Source organism: Limosilactobacillus sp., assembly GCF_022482365.1.
Lineage (GTDB): Bacteria > Bacillota > Bacilli > Lactobacillales > Lactobacillaceae > Limosilactobacillus.
The window spans coordinates 406,348-424,595 of the sequence record NZ_JAKVPE010000001.1 but is presented as its reverse complement, the minus strand read 5'-3'; the positions used below and the strand labels follow the sequence as shown (position 1 = coordinate 424,595).

Sequence of the window (18,248 nt, the reverse complement as noted above, 5' to 3'; positions counted from 1 at the left end):
CCTTGGCAGTAACGGATTCCGTCGATGATCTTAAATTGTTACTTAGCAACGCTCTTCAGGAAGCGGTCCTTCATCAAGTAGCCGTGTCCCGCTGTCAGGTCGTATTGAACCAGCTGGTAGTCATGGTAAAGTTGTCGCTGCTTAGCGTTCAGCTTAACCTCCTTACCGTGCTGGTCGACAAAGCTGATCCCGCCCTGGTGCGCAGTGTTGTTCTTGGAAGACCCATCCAGCGGCAGCGAGGTCGCCGGGATCTCTTCTGACACCTTGGTCAGGAGCGCGTAGTACGGGGAAACCTTCATGTCCATCTTCGCCAGGGCCAGCGCCCCAAAGACGTTCGGGCTGACCAGTTGGTGCTGGTTGACAATTCGGTCATGATTAAGGCGCCGAGCAGCCTTGTTGCTATAGATGAAGTAGTCGGTCTCGTGCAGCGGGACCCCATACTTGCTCATTGAGACCTTGTTGTAGATTCCCGGCAAGTGGTCACCGTACCAAACCACCGTGGTTGGCTGGTCGAGCTCGTCCAGCTGGTGGATCCAGCTTTTAAGCGCGGTGTCGGTATAGTGAATTCCCTGGATGTAGGTTTCAATCGAATTTTCTTGGCCCTCACTGAAGTTGTCACCACTGATCGAATAATGATTATGCCTGTAGTAGTTTTGGTAGGGCATGTGATTCTGCATCGTCGCCACCTGAACGAACTTGCCATGGGGCTGACGACGCAGATTCAACGTGATTTCCTTATAGGTCGAATCGTCGCTGACCTTTGGATTATGGTAGATTTTTTTCGTGTAGGTCAGCTTGTCGGCACTGCCGAAGTGGTAGAACTTCGCGAAGCCGAACTTGTGGTAGACGGTCTTACGGCTATATAGATTGGCCGTGAAGGGATGGATCCCAATACTATAATTGAAGAGCTGGTTGATCGACCAGGCTCGCTTTTGGTACGGCACTAACTGAGAATACGGTGTCGGCATCGTCGGCGAGAAACTGGCGACCGCCAGCCCGGTCAGCGCCTGGTATTCCATGTTGGCGGTTCCCCCGCCGTAACCGGAACTGAGCATCAGACCGCTGGTGGTGTGCTTTTCAAGCTGGTGAAGGAACGGCAGCGGGTCGCCACCGTGGACCTTCATCCCCGGAACCCGGGATGGATCAGCAAAACTCTCGCTAAGCACGAAGACCAGGTTCTGCCGGCCAACCGTGCCGTGCTGGCGATCCTGATTGATCTTGGCGCCAACAGTCGTGTAGCGCTGCTCGATCTGGTGCATCCGGGCCGCCGAATACCCCACCGGCTTGGTCATGACGTGGACGTCGATGTTGTTGGCAAACTGGAGCAGCGTACCATTCATTTGGGCACCACGGATCTGCTTGTAGAAGTACGGAATGTCGTGGTACTTCTGCAACTGTTTAAAGGTCAGCGAATTACTGTGGTTGGCCCGGGTGAATGATCCCAGGAACAGCACGGCCACCAGTGCAACCCCGAGGCGACCCCACCAGCGCAGGCGGGGATGCCCATAGCGGTGTTCCAACCAGGCACAGACCCCTAAAAGCAGGATGGCTCCACCAACCACGGCGACGATGGTCTTACTATCGACCATCCCCAGCATTTCCTTTGGGGCGGTCAGGGTTGACATGTCGGTCGGCAGGATTGGTTCCTCCCGTGCCGCAATCTTTAGCTGACTGGCAACGATCCAGCCAATATAGAAGGCAATCGTGATTCCGCTGCTCAGCCACCAGCGATTGGTGATGGCCATCAGGACCAGGCAGATGGCAAAGATCATCAGGGTATTGATGTTGATGATTGCCGCCCGCTTAGTTACTGCCCAGGTGACCATCGTCCAGTCGTTGTTCCACAGGAGGGCGAACGATGCCACCGTCAGCAGCCACAATATCAGATAGGTCAAAAGCAGCGGCCAGCCAAATCGAATAACCCGACCGGCCCACCGTCGAATTGCCGCCCCACTGATCGTCCAGGATACGTCGGCGAATAGTCGCTCAAACAATAGCGGCAGGCCAGTGATGATGGCGGCCGTCAAAACGATCCAGCAGAGCAGCCAAGGGATCTTCGAAGCTACCGGAGCAAAGGCCAGCGGGATGCCCAGCAAGTTAAGGGTCAGGATTCCCCGTCCCAGATCGGCCAAACTAATTGCCAAGTGATGGTAGCCAACCGCCATCAGCAGCAGGACGCTGGTGATCAGCAGGAGCGGCTGACAGGGAGCGATTCCGATCAGTTGGTGCAGATGATCCACCAGCAGGCCGCGATGCGGATTATAATCAACCCGACTGTTGTGCAGCCAGATTGTCAGCGCGGTCAGCAGCCAGGAAATCAAGCCGAGCACTAAGTAGAACCAGCGAGAGAAGCGCTGCCACCAGGCACGATCGGTGGCCAGCCAGTCGCCGATCGTAAACAGAAATGCCAACCAGACCAGGCTGCGGCCCCCGGCAAAACCGAGCAGCATCTGCCAACCCAGAATTTCCAGCACCAAGAAGACACCGATGAGGGCAAGGATAACTGTTCGTCGCTGCTTGGCTTGCCAACGATGCAGAATTCGGTGAAGCACCGGTGCGGCCATCCACAGCAAGAGAGTGCCCAACCATGTGATGAAGATCTGCTGGACTAGATAGCGTTCGGTAGTGCCGCCACCACTAGGCAGCCAGTGGGCAAGTGAAAATGTTACCGCCCCCACCAGACCATAGCCCAAGGCCAGCGGCCAACGACGGTGGATCGGCCCCTGATAATACCCGACCAGCATGGGAATGATGATGGCGCTGGTTCCGCCTAGCACCTTCAGTAGTTCCCAACCGGCGAGGCCCCCAATACTCCCGGCCTGCAGCAAGCCGGTTTGCCAGTGAAGGACGGTACCCCAAAATGCCAGCAACACCAGTAGCCCATAGATCAGGAGTGGCCAGGACAGTTTTACTTTATTTCTCAAGTTAATCAAGAATCCTTTCTATTCCGAATACTTTCTTAACTTAAGTCTAACCGTTGTTTAGAAAGTACTTCACCATTCAATTTGTTACAACTGTTAACCAGCAAGACAGTGGGCAAAAAAAGTCTCCCCACCCAAGCGGGCGAGGAGACTTTTCTGGAAAGTTAGTCCTCGTAAACGTCTTCCAGCTGACCAGTCAGGCTGATTTTGTCCAAGCCGTTGCTCAATTCGTAGTGGTCGGCATCCACTTTCTTTTCGCGGTAGTCGGCGTGGGCAAATGCTGACACCAGCTTAGTCATGAACTTTTGACCGCCAGCGGCCGTTTGGTAAACCATGTGGTCAATGTACATTGGCATGTCGGTACTCTGCCGAACCATGGTGACCAGGTAAACTTGACTATCGGTCTTGCTGATTTCTGCTGTATCTTTCATTAATGACATATCGATATCCCCCTTCTCTTTACCTTTAATTATACTTGATTTATGGTAATAACCAAGCCTTTGTTATCCTAAAATGAAATATTTTCACAAACAAAAATCGGCGACCAGGTCAGACAACCTGATCGCCGATTCGTAAAACTAATCCTTCATCTTATCCTTAATTGTCTCAGCGGACTTTGCCAGCAACTCTTCTTCTTCGGCCGTCAATTTAATCTCATGGATGTCCTCAATCCCGTGGGCACCAACAACAGCTGGGTAGCCGACGTAGCAACCGTACTTCTCCATGTAAACGGAAACCGGTCCGAAGAGGTGCTTGTTGGTGAAGACCGCCTCAACCAGCAGTGCTGCGCAGGTAGCAACGCCAAAGCAGGTGTAGCCCTTACCAGCCATGATCGTGAAGGCCCCGTTCCGAATCGTGGTGGCCAGGCCATCAAGGTCAACCTTGCCCTCATCGGCCAGCTTGGTTACCGGGATCCCGTCCAGGTGAATCGTTGACCAAGCAGTAAACTGGGTGTTCCCGTGCTCACCAAGGACGTAACCATCAACGTTTTGCGGTGCCTCGTTGAAGGTCGTTCCAACCGCCCGCTGCATCCGGGCCGTGTCCAGCGAAGTCCCAGTTCCGAAGATCCGCTCATACGGCAGACCGGTTGCTTCCTGGAGAACACCCAGTACCGCGTCACACGGATTAGAAATGTTGATCAGGATGCCGTTAAAACCGCTTTCCTTGATCTTTGCACCAACCTCGCGGGCATTTTTCTTGTTGATTGGCAGTTCGGCGAACCGGTCACCAGTCCGGTTCGTGGCTTCAATGTCCCCAAATGCCGTGATCACAATGTCAGCATCGGCCAGTTCACCATAGTCATTCTGTTTGATCACCGCGGAATGATTGGTCCGCGGGAACGAGTCCCCAAAGTCATTGTACTCTGCCGCAACTTTCTTTTCGTCCTGATCAATCAGTACCAGCTCATCGGCCAGTCCCTTCATCAATAAGATGTGAGCAACGGTGGTCCCAACGTGACCAAGTCCAATAATTCCAATCTTATGCATGTAGATCACTCCTGTCTATAATGAAAGCGGTTACTATACACTTCTATCATAACACGAAAAAGGGAACCGCCCCATGACGATTCCCAATTATAATTGCATTGTAAGACACTTGTTTAATTTCGTCTACTTCCGTAAGGCATGTCTGAGCGTTGTCACTGCATTAACCACCTGCAGTGCGGCCGCAGTGACGAGAATGGCCCGCATAAACTTGTTTTGCTTGGCTGGTTGGTGTGCTGTTTTCTTGAACATCCTAACATCCCCTTCGCAGATTCGTCCCAGTTAGTTTAGTATCTACTTTTATTTTACCACAGAAGAAAATCAATCAATGGTCGACCGAATACGATCGAGCTGGTCAATTGTCTGACGTAAAGTATCGCCAGTAGTCGCTTGATAATAATAGCGATCACCAATCAGGCTAAGGGGATGCTCAGTCAGTTCCGTGGCCACCAGATGATAAAGTGGCAGGTCGCTCCCTGGATGATGCACTAAGGCCATCGAGATGATGTATTCACTGCAATCATCCAAGCTTTGCGACTGTAAGGGAAGCAACTCCCCTGATTCAACGAAGATTTTTCTAAATTGGCTGGCACTTAACTGCTCCTGTGTCCCCTGCGCTCGCAAAAAGGCATTTTCATCAACATATGACGGCACATTTTTGCTGAGCATGGTCTGGACCGTTTCTTGCATAAAATCAACCTTGGCCATTGATATCAAGCCCGCTTTCTCTAATGCATTACTGTCTAGTTCTGGTTAAGACCGTTTCTACTTTTATCCTAACATTTAAACAAATAAGGGCGGAGACGAGATCTAGATCCCGTTCCCGCCCGCTTCAGGTTGCCGAAATTAGTAGCTTAAGAAATAATTGCTCCCTATATTAAACGATCTTTTACCCCAAAAATATTGAACCGACATTTACATTTATTCTTAATATAATAACTCTATCCCAATCTCCTTCGACAACAACTTTATTATACTATATTGTGAAATCGTTTACAACTCTGTCAAACGGATGACAATTAACTTTTTTTACTGATTTTTACTAAAGAGTAAAAGAAAAAGCATCCGGTAGAAACCAGATGCTTTCGCTAACGGTCCGTACGAGACTCGAACTCGTGATCTCATCCGTGACAGGGATGCGTCCTAAACCAACTAGACCAACGGACCAAATATTGGGCTAGCTGGATTCGAACCAGCGCATGACGGTACCAAAAACCGTTGCCTTACCGCTTGGCTATAGCCCAATATTATGTTTGCGGTAAAGCCGCAATGGAGGATACAGGGCTCGAACCTGTGACCCTCTGCTTGTAAGGCAGACGCTCTCCCAACTGAGCTAATCCTCCAAATGTCATTCCTCATGACAACAGATAATATCTTACCAAGAATCAGCTAAAATAGCAAGACCATTTGACAAATTTTGCTGCAGTTTTGCTTTTCATCTTTAACTAATAAGCTCAGTCAATTGCCAAATCGACAAGATGCCTGGGTTGGTGCAGATTAAACTAAAAGACCGTGGTCCACTACCGGATCACAGCCCAATGTTGATGTTGATTCAAATACCATTAAGGAGAAATTTAGTTATTACCAGTTGAAGCCCCACCATCGACACAGACGTTCTGGCCGGTCATGTAAGAGGCCTTTTCGGAAGCAACAAAGTAAACAGCTTCACCAATTTCCTTTGGATCCGCGGCACGCTTATTTGGAATTCCGTTCAGCAGCAATTGACCGAAGCTGCCCTCGCTGGTGTCGTCGAGAACGGCCTTGGTCATGTTGGTCCGGACCGCACCAGGTGAAACAGCGTTAACCCGAATGCCCTTGTCGGCGTAGTCCATTGCTACGGCATGGGTAAAGCCAACGATGCCGGCCTTAGCAGCAATGTAGAGCGACATTGATGGTGCCGCAACCTCGGTGCCGAGGGCGGTAATGTTGACAACCGAACCGTAGCCCTGCTTAACGAACTGCTTAATTTCGGCGCTCATTGACAGGAAGGTCCCGCGGAGGTCAACCCCCATCGTCTTATCGAAATCGGCACTGGTCAGTTCATGAAAGGCCTTGAATGTTCCACTGATTCCTGCATCATTAACCGCGTAGTCAAGGTGACCAAACTTTTCAATTGTCTCTTGAACCGCGTGATTAACTTCATCTTCATTTGCAATGTTCGCAACAATTGGTAAGGCTTCGACGTGGTATTGATCCCGAATCTCTTGAGTCTTTTCATTTAGCGTCTCAGCCCCGAGCGCAACCATTGCAACGTTGACACCGTTAGCTGCGAAAACTTCCGTGATTCCGTAACCAATTCCTGAACTAGCACCCGTAATTAAGGCAACTTTTTCGTCAGCCATGATTATCCCTCCGTTTGTGTATTAATTAACTTTACGGGTACATTGTATGTGGAATCGGTTTCAGCGTCTTTATGTGTTTTCACAAAGATTTTTGATACAATAGGACATAACAAACTCTCGTGAAGTTAAACGGAGGCAGAAATGAAATTAAATCAGGCATTATACGCCTTGGATATTCACACAACAAATTCATTGATTACAGGTATTTTAAATTGCTCAGTTGTCAACGTATCAATGGCAGGAGTAACGTTAGACAATGGAAAGCGGCTAGGCTGGGACGAACTGAAGGCCCAACCGACCCCTCAACAAATCAAAGCACTTATTGAGGACGATTACCGTGCCCTGCAGATTTTTAATAACAGTGTCCCGCAGTATCTTCGCTCCGACGACCTAAATGTTGCCCTCAACACGCTCAGCAAGCAAACCAATTGTGCAATTTTTCTCATTAATCCTTCCGGAACCATTCTCACAGCCACGAACAAGCAGATTATCGACCAACTCTTCCCTCCCCGCTTTGACAAAAAATTAATTACTCAGGCAAATCAGCTTGGTGACCAGATGAACGATCCGTTTTGCCATCGTCAATTGGGAAGATACCCGGTTGGCATTTATCAACTATTCAATCATGAAAAGCGAATCGGTCGGATCATCGTCGTCAGCAATGGTCGACTTCCTTCACTGCTCATCCGCCTGGTTATTAGCTACTACTTGGAGTTTACAATCAACGTAATTACAACAACTGAGAAGCGATCCCAGTCTAATCGACTCAATTATTCCAGCAGCCTGGAATTAGCAATCAGTGATCGAACCTTTGATAGCCCGGCTCGACGGTCGGACCTTCAACCCTTCTTAGCACGGCCAGGTGCCAAGTACTTAATTGACATCCGCCTAGAGCAGCAATTCAATGAAATCTTTCTTCGTAACCTTCTCGGCCGGCTTAATCGACTGATCCCCCAGGGAATTTACTGTTTCTTTGACCGGGATATCATCCTGCTAACCAACCTCGCACCTACTGAGCAGCTCTGTCCGCCTGAGCTTATGCAGCTCAAGCAAATCGGTGACCCCGACCGCGTTATCGTTGGCGTCAGCAGTACCTTCACCATCCTGGCGGAATTCTTCCAGGCCTACGATCAAGCCCGACTCGCGGTACAGGTCGCAAGCGAGCGCCATCAAGCCTTCCTTTTGTTTGAAGATGCTACGCCGGTGATCTTAGCTGGTTATCTCCGTGACAACCATCAGCTGGGTTTCATCAATCCCGCCCTGCGCAAGCTCAAGACGGACGATGAAAAACATCAGACTGCCTTTTTCCAGACCCTGGTCACCTACCTGTTGAACAATGGCAGCGTCAGCCGAACCGCCCACCAGCTTCATCTTCACCACAATACCGTTCTCTATCGCCTCAACCGGATCATGGACCAGTGGGACTATCACTTCGACGATCCCCAGCGTAACGCCAACTTAATCCTCGGGGCAATCTTGCTCCAGCAACTATAAAAAGGGCCGCTATCGAATTTGATAACGACCCTTTTGAGGATGAATTAATAGGCGTTAGGCTTCTTCACCAGCAACCTTGACGATTGCCTTGGAAACACCGGTCAGCTTGCCACTAACGAAGTCTTCGACATGGTCAAAGTCGAGGACATGGGAAATCAGTGGCAGCGGATCAACGGCACCGGATTGCAGCAGGGCAATGGAGTCTTCAAAGGTGTATGGGTTGATGAAGGTTCCTTGGATCTTCAGCTGCTTTTGGAAGACCTTGTAGGTGTTAACCTTGAAAGTTGAGTCAGGGTTACCAACACCGAACATCAGGACTTGGCCACCACGGGCAGCGGCTTCAACGGCTTGTTCCTGCGTTTTTGGCAGACCAACGGCTTCAACCACGATGTCGTAGGAGTCGGCCTTGACTTCTTCGGGGTGCTTAACGTTGTTGATGGTCTTGAAGCCAAAGTGCTTCTTGTTGTTTTCCAGCTTTTCTTCGTTGGAACCAGCCAGGGTAACTTCGTGAACACCACGGGACTTCAGAATCTGGGCGATCAGTTGGCCTTCGAAACCATCACCGATAACGATGGCGTTCTGGTATGGGTGAGTTTCCAAAAGGTCAACCCCGTGTTCAGCACAGGAGATTGGTTCGATTACGGCAGCAGCTTCCAGGGAAACGTTGTCCGGAATGTGGTAAACAACTTCTTCGGGAGCGGTGAAGTATTCTTCAAAACCACCGTCACGGGTAACACCAACGGCATCCAGGTGTTCACACAGTTCTGGGCGGGATGACCGGCAGAACTTGCACTTGTGGCAGTAAACGTTCGGGTCAACGCTAACCCGGTCGCCCACCTTAAAGTTTTCAACGGCACTGCCGACTTCGGTAACGACCCCGGAGTTTTCGTGGCCTAAAACAATCGGTGGAACAGCGTCGGCAGAACCCGGCAGGCCACCGTACAGGGCCTTGTCGGTACCACAGATACCAGCCCAAGCAGTGTGAATCAGCACTTCGTTCGGCTTAACTGCTGGCTTATCGTAATCTTGAACTTCGAGCTGCTTTAATCCAGTTAAAACTAATGCCTTCATTAGTAAATCCTCCTAATTAATCCTTAACAATTTCACAAAATTCGATGGTTTCATCGTTGGGACCGGTGATGTTGAAGAACTTAATCCCGTGCTTCCAGAAATCGAGGTGTTGAACTTCGGCTTCCTTGACAGCAAAGCCCTCTGCCTTAGCGGCCTTGAAGGCGTTGTCGGCATCCTCAACGTTCAGTGAAATGTGGTTGATTGCACCGGTTTGGTGAACGGCACCATCACTATCCCAGATTTCCAGCATCAGGTGGGCGGCCTTCATGAAGGTCACCTGGTGTCCCTGGTCATCGGTGTCGAACTGGCCCTGCTTCTTGAAGCCCAGTTTTTCCCAAAAACGAATTGTTTTGTCCATATCATCAGTTGGAATCCCAACGTGTGCCAGGTCGTCAAAGTAACCGGCCAAGCTCTTATTAAATGCCATTGAAAGCCATCTCCTTGAGTGAGTTTGTGAATTCTTTCTCTTTCGACGCTTTTATAATACTTGTTTTTGCTTTCTATGTCAACCGGTTGACATAGAAAAATTGAAAAACATTAGCGGCGAATATTGCGCAGCAAGAATCTGCCATTTGGAAATCACCCTTTATCATTTGTAGAACTAGTTATTATTGTGAATAAGAAAGCTTGTGTGCCAAGCGTTTGACAAAATTTGAAAAATTCCTTCAGGTGGCTTGATTACTTTGGTACGATGCGCTATCTTATTTAGTTGGAAAATTCGGATTGAGAAAAGCCTTTGGAATTTGGCTTTTAATTTTGATAGAAAAGGATGATGATATCGTGAATAAGGAAGAATTTGTCAAGCGCCTCCACAAAGCAAAAATTTTTGGCAACACCGCCACCATTGCCTGCCTCGTGATGTATACCTCTTACATCGGGCAGATTATTTCCAATCTTTCCGGTCACCCGGTTTCGCCTGTCCAACCAGTCTGTGCAGCGATCAACGCAACGCTCTGGGTGGCCTACGGTTGGGTCAAGCCTGAAAAGGATTGGCCGGTCATCATCGCCAACTTCCCAGGAATCATCTTCGGCCTTCTGACCTTTATTACAGCCTATGTTCATTAAAATAAACGGCAGCGAAGAATTTCACTGCCGTTTTGCTTTAGCCAAAATCAATTTTATCCAACATGTGCTCACGACTGACCTGGTCGAGGCCGAGATAAGCCAAGGTCATCGCCTCACTGGAATGGTTGAGCAGCCGCATTACTAGCCCAATATTGTAGTTGCTCTGGACGTAGACCCGGTAGGCTCCGGTTTTGCGCATCGTGTGGGTACCCAGGTAATTAATGTCCAGCAGCTCCCCTACCCGGTGCATGACATTGTAAAATTGCCGCTCGTCGATATGTTTGTCTGGACGGGACGTCGATGGGAAAAGCCATTCGGTCGTTCCCTCGTACCGGTTGCGCTTCAGCCACTGCTGGTAAATCGCCAAATCATTAGTGACCGGTCGCAGGTAGAGAGTATTGGGCTTACCGGTTTTCTTATCTTTGATGAAGGCGTGCTGACGGACCGCGCCATAATCGTCGAATACATCGGACTGCTTAAGACGCAAGACATCGCTGACCCGCAGGAGGGTGGCCTTCCCCACTTGAAAGATTGTATAATTGCGTCGCCCGGCCTTGAAGTTATTCAGCAAGGTGTCCTGAACTTCGGCGAGAACATTGGAGTCCTTGATTGGTAGTACTAATTGTCGCATCTTTGTTTGCCTCGATCACGTGTTATTTATTTAACTATAACACATAGTTTGACACCTAGCCTTGACCTGAGTGCCAATCCAATTAAAATGAAGACATTAAGAGTTGAAAGAGGGCTGCGATTCTGCAAAAGCCAAAGCAAATTTTCCAATTTATCTTCCTATTTATAGTCGGCCTATTGATTGGCACCGGCTGGGCTAGTTATCATGATTTTCATCAAGCACAACTGGAACGACTTCATTTTGCCCAACGTGACCATCGTCCAGCTAGTGAGATCGGTGGCCTACCGGGCAAGCAGTATCGGAAACTGGCACAGCTTAATTATCAGTCGGGTGCCAATCCGGTGGTTCAAGTTAATCATGGTCGATCAACACTCAACCCAAAGTCGTGGCGTAGCAATAAGGTCATCTACCAGCAGCTCGACAGCTTGCACCGAACGGCGAGTTCCAACACCGCCTTCCTCAATTGGCACAATCAGGCTAATACAAGCCTCCGAACGCGGCAGACAATTGAGCCAAGTGGCTGGCACGCAAATCAGAATGGAAATCTGATCTATAACCGTGGTCACCTAATTGCCTATTCACTGACGGCGGGGATTGATCAAAGCACTGGGAGATATCGGTCCAATCCCGTCGGTGACCAGGATAACCCCCGCAACCTTTTCACCGAAACCGATTTTACCAACCAGATGCTTCAAACAATTTACGAAGCGCGGGTACGACGAACACTTATCCAGGGCAAACACGTCGTTTACCAGGCCACCCCGATTTTTCGTGGGAAGGAACTGATGGCACGGGGAATCAATCTCCAGGCTATTTCAACGGATGGCAGCTTGGATTTTAACGTCTTCCTGTATAATGTCGAACCGGGAACCCGCATTGACTACCAAAATGGATCTTCCACTAGTGATTCGCAGATGAAAATTCCAGTGCCCGTCGAATCACTGGATGAATCCGGGGATGAAAGCACCCGTTCAATGGATAACGGTTCATTGAAAGTGATCGATCACTACGTTCGACCGACCGCAAGCAGCCCTCGTCACTACACACGGGTAAAATGAAATAATTATTAACAGCCGTGAAGCCAAAACTTTACGGCTTATTTGTTATGTAAACTAAGCGGATAAATCAGTAAATGCAGATAAATACTGATCTTCCTTTAGAAATACTGATTTGACTGTTCCATAGTCGGAATATTGTTGATACCCTATGGGTGAAGGGGGCAAATCAAATGACCAGTCAGGAAAAACGTCTGAAAGAGATTATTCAAATCCTTGAGCAAAAAAATCAGTTGACGACCCGTGAGATCATGAAAGAGTTTGGCATTTCATTTGACACTGCTCGACGAGATATCATTCGGCTGACGAATACCGGACGGGCAGTTCGTTTTCACGGTGGCTTGATGAAACTCGAGCATGATAATGTGCCTGGGTTCAGCGCTCGTCGCCAAATCCAGTCGCCCCTGAAAAAGCAGTTAGCCAAACTAGCACTGGAATTCATTCGTTCCAATGGTTGCTATTTCGTTAGCAGCTCCACGACCCTCTTGCAGTTTTGCCAGCTATGTCAGGGAATGAATATTACGATCGTAACTAATTCGATTGACAATGCCGTTCAAATGCTGACCAGTGACTACCCACAGGTCATTTTGCTTGGCGGGGCGTTGAATAAGGAAAACCACTACACCTATTCTCCAGAAACGATCAATCAGTTGGACAATTATAATTTTGACATGGCGCTATTCGGCACCTCGCGGCTAACCGACCAGGGTGCTTTTGTCGTGAATGGTACCGATGCCGCCACGAACCGCAAAGCAGCTCAGCAGGCACAATCGCGTTTGCTAGTTGCAGAAAAGCATAAATTTGCTGCAGCCAATTCATCGCCGCACCGCATCCTCAAACCTGATCAAATCGATATTTTAGTTACGGATCAACCAGTAAGAAAAGATTATCAAAACTGGTTTGGCTCGGGGCTGACCGTTCGATACCCGGAAAGGAGCAATTGAGAATGATTAAACACATTTTCTCCGATATGGACCATACTCTCTTAAACGAGGCTGGGCAGTTAACCCCAGCAACAATCGAGACAATCAAAGACTTGACAATTCCTTTTACCTGCGTTTCTGCCCGGGCACCTCATGAGATGCTCAACGCAATTGAGCAGTTAAAGTTAACCGGTCCGCAGATTGCCTTTAATGGTGGCCTCATCTTTGAAAACGTAAGTGGCCAGATTGAGTATCTTTATCGGCAGCCAATTTCAAATAGTGATGTCAGCAAAATAATTGCCACAGTTCATTCACAATTTCCTGATACGTCATTAAGCTGGTACAGTCAGGATGGTTGGTTTACGTACAAAATTGATGCAGGGATTAAATATGAATATTCATTGACGGGATTCCCGCCACAGGTTGTCGATACCCCAGCCCATCAGCAAGCAGTATTTAAGATTATGATTATTGAAGCTCGGCCAGCCATTAAATCAAGAATTCGCCAGGCCGTCAAAAACCTGGGGTTGAATAATATCGTTGCTAAATCAACCGGTGCTGCTTACTATGAGGTGACAGCACGGGCAGCAACCAAAGATAAGGGTGTCCATTTTATTCAAGAACGAGAAGGACTTCTTAAAAATGAAACAATGGCGTTTGGCGATGGTGAAAATGATCTCCCACTATTAGAAGCAGTTGGTACTTCGGTTGCGATGGGAAATGCCTTGCCGGCGGTCAAAAAAATTGCCACCAGGGTCACGGGCTCTAATGAAGCTGATGGAGTTGCCATAGAACTGGAGAAATTAATTGCTGACGGTTATCATCTATAATTTAGTTTACATAATATATGTCGTGACGATTAAAATAAAAATGGACCGTTTGGTGTTAATTTTGCGGTTAAAATAGTCATTAAAAGTGGCGTAATTTGTAGATGTTATTATTCAGATTTATGTAGAAATAACACTTCTGCATTTTCCTGTTCGAATTCATGCCGATAAATCAGCGTTTTTGAAGTGTTATTATATACAAATAACACCTGTTTTCGGCGCCGTTTTGGCTAGATTGAGGCCAAAAACGAGAAATGCCGCTCAGGCGAAATGAGACGATCAACTACCCGTCTTAACTAATTTCGTTTCGTCTGAGCGGCAAATTTTGCTTTTCGAAAATACAATTGGTAATTACAATAATTCTTCTGCCATTTTGATAAAAGAAGACTATAATGATAATTGAACAGCGTCCTTAGTGTAAAGGATAGCACATGAGATTTCGGTCCTCATGATCCGGGTTCGATTCCCGGGGGACGCATTTTTGAAGACTTTTTATAAACGTTATTTATATAACATAGCGACATTCTCTCAACAAGAAAATGCCGCTGTTTGAAATATATACATATTTGTAATATTAGTTGCCGAGCTGGTCAATCATTTTGTCATTGAAGGAACTTCACATCTGTGGTGCGCAATTAAGATCCGTCATACTTAAGCATGCCTTTACCTAGACTCAATACTTGAATAGACAATTTTTCGTTTTAATTGCCACTCATCCAAGCATGGGTCATTCCATTCATGTTATCCCATATTTCCGCGAAGCCATCCTGATTTTTCAGGTCATTCACTACATTCTCAGCATTATTTGGATCCTGACGAATCTGGTTGACCGCATTATTGACACTTTCAAGTGCATCGCGCGTTTGTTCATCTGTTGTTTGGTTTGCCAGCTGTTCATTTTTGTTCTCTATTGTGTCCAAGCGCTCATCAAACTCCTGTCCATTATTGTTTTGATGATATTGATTGGCAGCCGCTTTAATTTCAGCTAGCTCTTGAGCGAGGCGATCATCAACTTCACGGTTAGACAAAGTTGAAGCAGAGCTAGCTTGAACATTCGAATTCCGTGAACCATTTGGGCCTTTGTTTTCATTGCTGTTTGCAGCACTATTTGTACGATCACTTATTTCGCTACTTTTTCTTTTCTTTTGCTTAGCTTTAGAATCTTTACTTTCGGCCGAGCTCGATTGCTTACTTACACTCCTGGACAAAGTTGAAGCATTTTGAGACTGACTATTGCTCGTACCTATCTTGAGGCCAATAAAGGCGACAGCAATACAGGCAACTATTATCATCACGATTGCCCAAGCTGCTTCACGGGGAGTCATGTTTCGCCGCGGCCGTCCAGGTCCCCTAAAATTAAAGTGAGAAGAAGAGCTGGGCCCTACATGACGTCCTTTATAAACATAAGGAGTTTTAGTTCTCATTCCATTTTTGCTGCCGAATCGCCGTCCCATAATATTCCCTTCTTTTTATATGGCCCGATTCATGTCAGACATTTCTTTTATAAATTTTGACACATTTATCTTTTCCAATCATTCTAAGACCATTAATTGCGTTTACATAGCTTGTCATGCTCAACGTAAATTGAGCTATCTGCCTTCTAAATGCTATTCGAATACAATATTCAAACCATCGATCAGATCCGTATAATCATAGCTGAAATTTTGCTCTAGAATATACATAAATATTGTAATCGTTTCCTTAAGCATAACAGAGATAATCAAGGACGTCCATTGATCCTCAACAAAGATCTTATTCATATTTAAGCTCCTTTTCGCTGGATCCGGTAGACCAATTTAAAAGAAGTGAGATTTAATAAACGTCTATTCAGGATAATGATTATTCTGAAAGATTAAATTGAAATTACGCATCAAACATTATGTAAACTTATTTTGTGTATTAAATCGTAATCATAATATTGGACTCACTAAAGATTAGCTTTCAATCCACTACTTCTGACTGTAATATAGGAAGAAAAAACGAAAGGAGCACTTACAATGACCAAATGGCGCTACGTGGCGATTGACGTCGACGGGACACTGCTCGATGATCAAGACCACTTCGCTGCTGACCGACTTAATCGCGATGTTCAGCAATTGGCTACTCGAGGGGTGATGTTTATCGTTGCCAGCGGTAACAGCTATGATGCCCTGCAGACAATTTTTCATCCCTGCCCGGCTGTCCAAAATTTTGTGGCCGAAAACGGGGGTAGAATTATCGTCAACGGCAAGGAAAGCTTCAGCCAGCCCCACGAACGCAAAACCATCGCCAACCTGCTCGACTACGTGAATGGAATTGTTCCTCAACCGGACCTCCTCTCTCTTTCTGGGGCACGGCAAACTTTCATTGCCGAACGCTTCCGCGACGTCCCGGTCCCCTACTACCCGCACCATGCTTATTTTTCACGGCTTGCCGACGTTAATGAGCCAATCTATAATCTTAACCTTAATTGGTACCTCCATCATCCCCCGTTAGCGTGGATTCACAATCTCGTTCGTCAAATCAATCGCCATTTCCCCAAAGTGCACGCTACCTATAGCGGCGCCTGGGGCATTGACATTCTCCCGGCCGGCGTCGACAAGGCCGTCAGCCTCACCCAACTAATTCACTCTACCGGTGGAGAAATGCATGAGTTAGTTGCCTTTGGTGACACTTCCAATGATCAGGAGATGATTGCTGAAGCCGGTTGTGGTTACGCCATGAAGAACGCCACCCCCGACCTGCTCGAGCTCGCCGATCGCACCACCCAGTATGACAACAACCACGATGGCCTGTTGCGAGAAATCGAACAGCTTTTTCAGCTAAAATAATGCACCGATATTATGTAAACTAAAACTTCATATCAACATCAAAAGGCATTCCTGCGCTCTTGCAAGAATGCCTTTAACATTAGTAGACGGCCCCGTCGTAGAAGTCAAAGCCGGGCCGGTTAAAATTATATGATGACAGTTCGGACATCTTAATAAAGTTATCCGCAATGCCCCAGCTCATCAGGTTGATGGGCTTACCGAAGTCCTCGTCTGGAATAACCACCGTGATGTACTTGCCGAGGGCGCTGGCCATGCCTAGCTCAACCCCCATTCCAACGTCTTCTTCCTCGGGGATGTAAACGGCCAGGACCATGTCGGATGTGGAAACGCCGACCCGATCACCGTTGTAAGTTGCCGTCGCCCATTCCTTATCTTCAAGCAATTCCGGGTGTTCGTCAACCCGCAAATTCTTGTACTGGTGCTGCAATGGAATGTAAGAATTCTCAACATCAATCGTTGAATTTTCCTGAATAGCTGCCATTGCTTGCTTGTAGGCCTTGTTTTGCTTGTCCGTGAACCAGCCGGCACAGAAGTAAACTGTCTTTGCTTTTTGCATAAGGATCTCCTCCACATAATATGAATGAATTAGCGACCATTTATATAAATTTTGCACATTCTGCGCTCATCTAGTGAAAGCCCATTCATTTAACTTCACACTACAAAATTACTTATATAACGTCACTCTTCATTTCTATTTTAGCGAAAAAATGACTATAATAATATAGTTTGTGCAAAAATTATTTATTTTGGAGGAGAGTCTACTTTGAAACAGCGACACGCTCTTGAATTCGACCTTTTTATTCTTTTCCTAATGGGAACGTTGATTGCGGTCATGATGTGGTGGGCCGGCCTATACTCCGTCAATGCCTCTACTGCCATTCTCGTGATGATGATCCTGGGGATGGCCACCGGCCTGTTGATTCCCAGCATCCTAGTTACTTGGCTGATCATTGGCCTAACCACCATCGGCTGCGCCATCTTGCTTTTTGGTTACGTCGTGATGCCATTCTCACTTAAGCTTGCGCTGCTACTGGCCTTCCCGATCTGCGCCAGCTTTGATGTTATCAGCCGGCACCGCCTTGCACGCTGGCTTTGGATTGACCGCGACCGCCAAGCCGTCGAAAGCTACGTCGAACACTACGATCCGGTCACCAAACTGTTGACCAAGTATAACGCTGCCAAGCGCTACGCAAAGGAAATCAAGTTTATTAAAGATGACCCCCAGGGGAACCTGTCGATGTACGTGACTGCCATTCACCTTGCCCATGGAAACCAACTGCGCCAGTTCCATGCCCACGAGTACGACCGCACCGTTAAGGAAATTGCTGCGGTTCTTAAGAAGTATCGGCGACCGTCAGAGGCCCTGTTCTACATGGGGAATGCCACCTTTTTGATTATCTCCTATAACTTTTCTCGAGAGGCCTATGACTACCAAAATCACCTGACTCGTGATCATCTTGCCGATCTCAAAATCATGGGTTCGACCCCGCAGTTTAAGTGGGGTGCCAAGCGGGTCGATCGAAAGTCGGCAGCCGCCTTCCCAGAGTTGCATGACGTCATGCGCCACATCGGTCGTGATATGGAAACCGATCTGGTAGTTGAGTACTTAAAGGAGGATGACTAAA

General features: G+C 47.6%; 16 protein-coding genes, 4 tRNA genes and 1 pseudogene. 8 read left to right on the top strand and 13 right to left on the bottom strand.

Annotation, left to right across the window (positions count from 1 at the left end; genetic code table 11):
- Positions 1-38: 38 nt before the first annotated feature.
- From LKE23_RS02025 to LKE23_RS01990, 8 genes are all read right to left on the bottom strand, one after another.
- Positions 39-2,924 (bottom strand): LTA synthase family protein, encoded by a 2,886-nt coding sequence (locus LKE23_RS02025; RefSeq protein ID WP_291977844.1) that lies wholly within the window; start codon positions 2,922-2,924, stop codon positions 39-41.
- A gap of 161 nt (positions 2,925-3,085) precedes the next feature.
- Complete coding sequence (locus LKE23_RS02020) at positions 3,086-3,361, bottom strand: hypothetical protein (protein WP_291977843.1); 276 nt, start codon at positions 3,359-3,361, stop codon at positions 3,086-3,088.
- A 138-nt stretch (positions 3,362-3,499) separates the two neighbouring features.
- Positions 3,500-4,408 carry an L-lactate dehydrogenase gene (locus LKE23_RS02015; RefSeq protein ID WP_291977842.1) on the bottom strand — a complete coding sequence of 303 codons (909 nt, stop codon included), beginning with the start codon at positions 4,406-4,408 and terminating at the stop codon, positions 3,500-3,502.
- A 318-nt stretch (positions 4,409-4,726) separates the two neighbouring features.
- Positions 4,727-5,113, bottom strand: a complete 387-nt coding sequence (locus LKE23_RS02010) for a hypothetical protein (protein WP_291977841.1) — start codon at positions 5,111-5,113, stop codon at positions 4,727-4,729.
- Between the two features lie 384 nt (positions 5,114-5,497).
- Positions 5,498-5,572: transfer RNA gene (locus LKE23_RS02005), tRNA-Asp, on the bottom strand.
- Positions 5,573-5,577: 5 nt separating this feature from the next.
- A tRNA-Gln gene (locus tag LKE23_RS02000) sits at positions 5,578-5,649 on the bottom strand.
- A gap of 26 nt (positions 5,650-5,675) precedes the next feature.
- Positions 5,676-5,748: transfer RNA gene (locus tag LKE23_RS01995), tRNA-Val, on the bottom strand.
- A gap of 231 nt (positions 5,749-5,979) precedes the next feature.
- On the bottom strand, positions 5,980-6,747 hold the full coding sequence (locus LKE23_RS01990; protein ID WP_291977840.1) for an SDR family NAD(P)-dependent oxidoreductase: 768 nt from the start codon (positions 6,745-6,747) through the stop codon (positions 5,980-5,982).
- 234 nt (positions 6,748-6,981) lie between these two features.
- Here LKE23_RS01990 and LKE23_RS01985 point away from each other — a divergent pair, with 234 nt between their 5' ends.
- A complete protein-coding gene (locus tag LKE23_RS01985) occupies positions 6,982-8,241 on the top strand; it encodes a helix-turn-helix domain-containing protein (protein ID WP_291977839.1) in 1,260 nt (419 codons plus the stop codon).
- Between the two features lie 54 nt (positions 8,242-8,295).
- Here the strand turns inward: LKE23_RS01985 and LKE23_RS01980 are convergent, their stop codons facing one another.
- Both LKE23_RS01980 and LKE23_RS01975 read right to left on the bottom strand, forming a co-directional pair.
- Entirely contained in the window at positions 8,296-9,312 is a 1,017-nt protein-coding gene (locus LKE23_RS01980) for a zinc-dependent alcohol dehydrogenase family protein (protein WP_267202425.1), read from the bottom strand.
- A gap of 16 nt (positions 9,313-9,328) precedes the next feature.
- Positions 9,329-9,739: a VOC family protein gene (locus LKE23_RS01975; protein ID WP_291977838.1), complete on the bottom strand. Its 411-nt coding sequence runs from the start codon at positions 9,737-9,739 to the stop codon at positions 9,329-9,331.
- A 350-nt stretch (positions 9,740-10,089) separates the two neighbouring features.
- On the opposite strand from LKE23_RS01975, the gene LKE23_RS01970 reads away from it, so the two are divergent.
- The gene (locus LKE23_RS01970) at positions 10,090-10,377 is read left to right on the top strand and encodes a SemiSWEET family transporter (RefSeq protein WP_291978307.1); all 288 of its coding nucleotides are present in this window, start codon (positions 10,090-10,092) and stop codon (positions 10,375-10,377) included.
- Positions 10,378-10,414: 37 nt separating this feature from the next.
- Here the strand turns inward: LKE23_RS01970 and LKE23_RS01965 are convergent, their stop codons facing one another.
- The gene (locus tag LKE23_RS01965; RefSeq protein ID WP_291977837.1) at positions 10,415-11,008 is read right to left on the bottom strand and encodes a site-specific integrase; all 594 of its coding nucleotides are present in this window, start codon (positions 11,006-11,008) and stop codon (positions 10,415-10,417) included.
- Positions 11,009-11,127: 119 nt separating this feature from the next.
- On the opposite strand from LKE23_RS01965, the pseudogene LKE23_RS01960 reads away from it, so the two are divergent.
- The 4 genes and pseudogenes from LKE23_RS01960 to LKE23_RS01945 all read left to right on the top strand — a co-directional run.
- Positions 11,128-11,931 (top strand): annotated as a pseudogene (locus tag LKE23_RS01960) (DNA/RNA non-specific endonuclease); the annotation flags it as partial.
- A 305-nt stretch (positions 11,932-12,236) separates the two neighbouring features.
- A complete protein-coding gene (locus LKE23_RS01955) occupies positions 12,237-13,007 on the top strand; it encodes a DeoR/GlpR family DNA-binding transcription regulator (protein WP_291977835.1) in 771 nt (256 codons plus the stop codon).
- A gap of 2 nt (positions 13,008-13,009) precedes the next feature.
- Positions 13,010-13,816: an HAD family hydrolase gene (locus LKE23_RS01950; protein ID WP_291977834.1), complete on the top strand. Its 807-nt coding sequence runs from the start codon at positions 13,010-13,012 to the stop codon at positions 13,814-13,816.
- Positions 13,817-14,219: 403 nt separating this feature from the next.
- Positions 14,220-14,291, top strand: a tRNA-Arg gene (locus LKE23_RS01945).
- Positions 14,292-14,514: 223 nt separating this feature from the next.
- Here LKE23_RS01945 and LKE23_RS01940 read toward each other — a convergent pair.
- Positions 14,515-15,267: a hypothetical protein gene (locus LKE23_RS01940; protein ID WP_291977833.1), complete on the bottom strand. Its 753-nt coding sequence runs from the start codon at positions 15,265-15,267 to the stop codon at positions 14,515-14,517.
- Between the two features lie 543 nt (positions 15,268-15,810).
- Between LKE23_RS01940 and LKE23_RS01935 the strand changes: the two genes are divergently transcribed.
- A complete protein-coding gene (locus LKE23_RS01935) occupies positions 15,811-16,623 on the top strand; it encodes an HAD-IIB family hydrolase (protein ID WP_291977832.1) in 813 nt (270 codons plus the stop codon).
- A gap of 79 nt (positions 16,624-16,702) precedes the next feature.
- Here LKE23_RS01935 and LKE23_RS01930 read toward each other — a convergent pair whose 3' ends face one another.
- Positions 16,703-17,179 carry a nucleoside 2-deoxyribosyltransferase gene (locus LKE23_RS01930; protein ID WP_291977831.1) on the bottom strand — a complete coding sequence of 159 codons (477 nt, stop codon included), beginning with the start codon at positions 17,177-17,179 and terminating at the stop codon, positions 16,703-16,705.
- A 207-nt stretch (positions 17,180-17,386) separates the two neighbouring features.
- Here LKE23_RS01930 and LKE23_RS01925 point away from each other — a divergent pair, with 207 nt between their 5' ends.
- Positions 17,387-18,247, top strand: coding sequence for a hypothetical protein (locus LKE23_RS01925; protein WP_291977830.1), 861 nt, complete (start codon positions 17,387-17,389; stop codon positions 18,245-18,247).
- The last annotated feature ends 1 nt before the right edge of the window (position 18,248 follow it).

What these genes read in the sequence shown, in the direction of transcription:
- LKE23_RS02010 (WP_291977841.1), bottom strand. Translation starts at nt 5,113, where the DNA reads ATGGCCAAGGTTGATTTTATGCAAGAAACGGTCCAGACCATGCTCAGC.
- LKE23_RS01930 (WP_291977831.1), bottom strand. Translation starts at nt 17,179, where the DNA reads ATGCAAAAAGCAAAGACAGTTTACTTCTGTGCCGGCTGGTTCACGGAC.
- LKE23_RS01965 (WP_291977837.1), bottom strand. Translation starts at nt 11,008, where the DNA reads ATGCGACAATTAGTACTACCAATCAAGGACTCCAATGTTCTCGCCGAA.
- LKE23_RS02015 (WP_291977842.1), bottom strand. Translation starts at nt 4,408, where the DNA reads ATGCATAAGATTGGAATTATTGGACTTGGTCACGTTGGGACCACCGTT.
- LKE23_RS01950 (WP_291977834.1), top strand. Translation starts at nt 13,010, where the DNA reads ATGATTAAACACATTTTCTCCGATATGGACCATACTCTCTTAAACGAG.
- LKE23_RS01975 (WP_291977838.1), bottom strand. Translation starts at nt 9,739, where the DNA reads ATGGCATTTAATAAGAGCTTGGCCGGTTACTTTGACGACCTGGCACAC.
- LKE23_RS01955 (WP_291977835.1), top strand. Translation starts at nt 12,237, where the DNA reads ATGACCAGTCAGGAAAAACGTCTGAAAGAGATTATTCAAATCCTTGAG.
- LKE23_RS01935 (WP_291977832.1), top strand. Translation starts at nt 15,811, where the DNA reads ATGACCAAATGGCGCTACGTGGCGATTGACGTCGACGGGACACTGCTC.
- LKE23_RS01990 (WP_291977840.1), bottom strand. Translation starts at nt 6,747, where the DNA reads ATGGCTGACGAAAAAGTTGCCTTAATTACGGGTGCTAGTTCAGGAATT.
- LKE23_RS01985 (WP_291977839.1), top strand. Translation starts at nt 6,982, where the DNA reads ATGGCAGGAGTAACGTTAGACAATGGAAAGCGGCTAGGCTGGGACGAA.
- LKE23_RS02020 (WP_291977843.1), bottom strand. Translation starts at nt 3,361, where the DNA reads ATGTCATTAATGAAAGATACAGCAGAAATCAGCAAGACCGATAGTCAA.
- LKE23_RS01980 (WP_267202425.1), bottom strand. Translation starts at nt 9,312, where the DNA reads ATGAAGGCATTAGTTTTAACTGGATTAAAGCAGCTCGAAGTTCAAGAT.
- LKE23_RS01940 (WP_291977833.1), bottom strand. Translation starts at nt 15,267, where the DNA reads ATGGGACGGCGATTCGGCAGCAAAAATGGAATGAGAACTAAAACTCCT.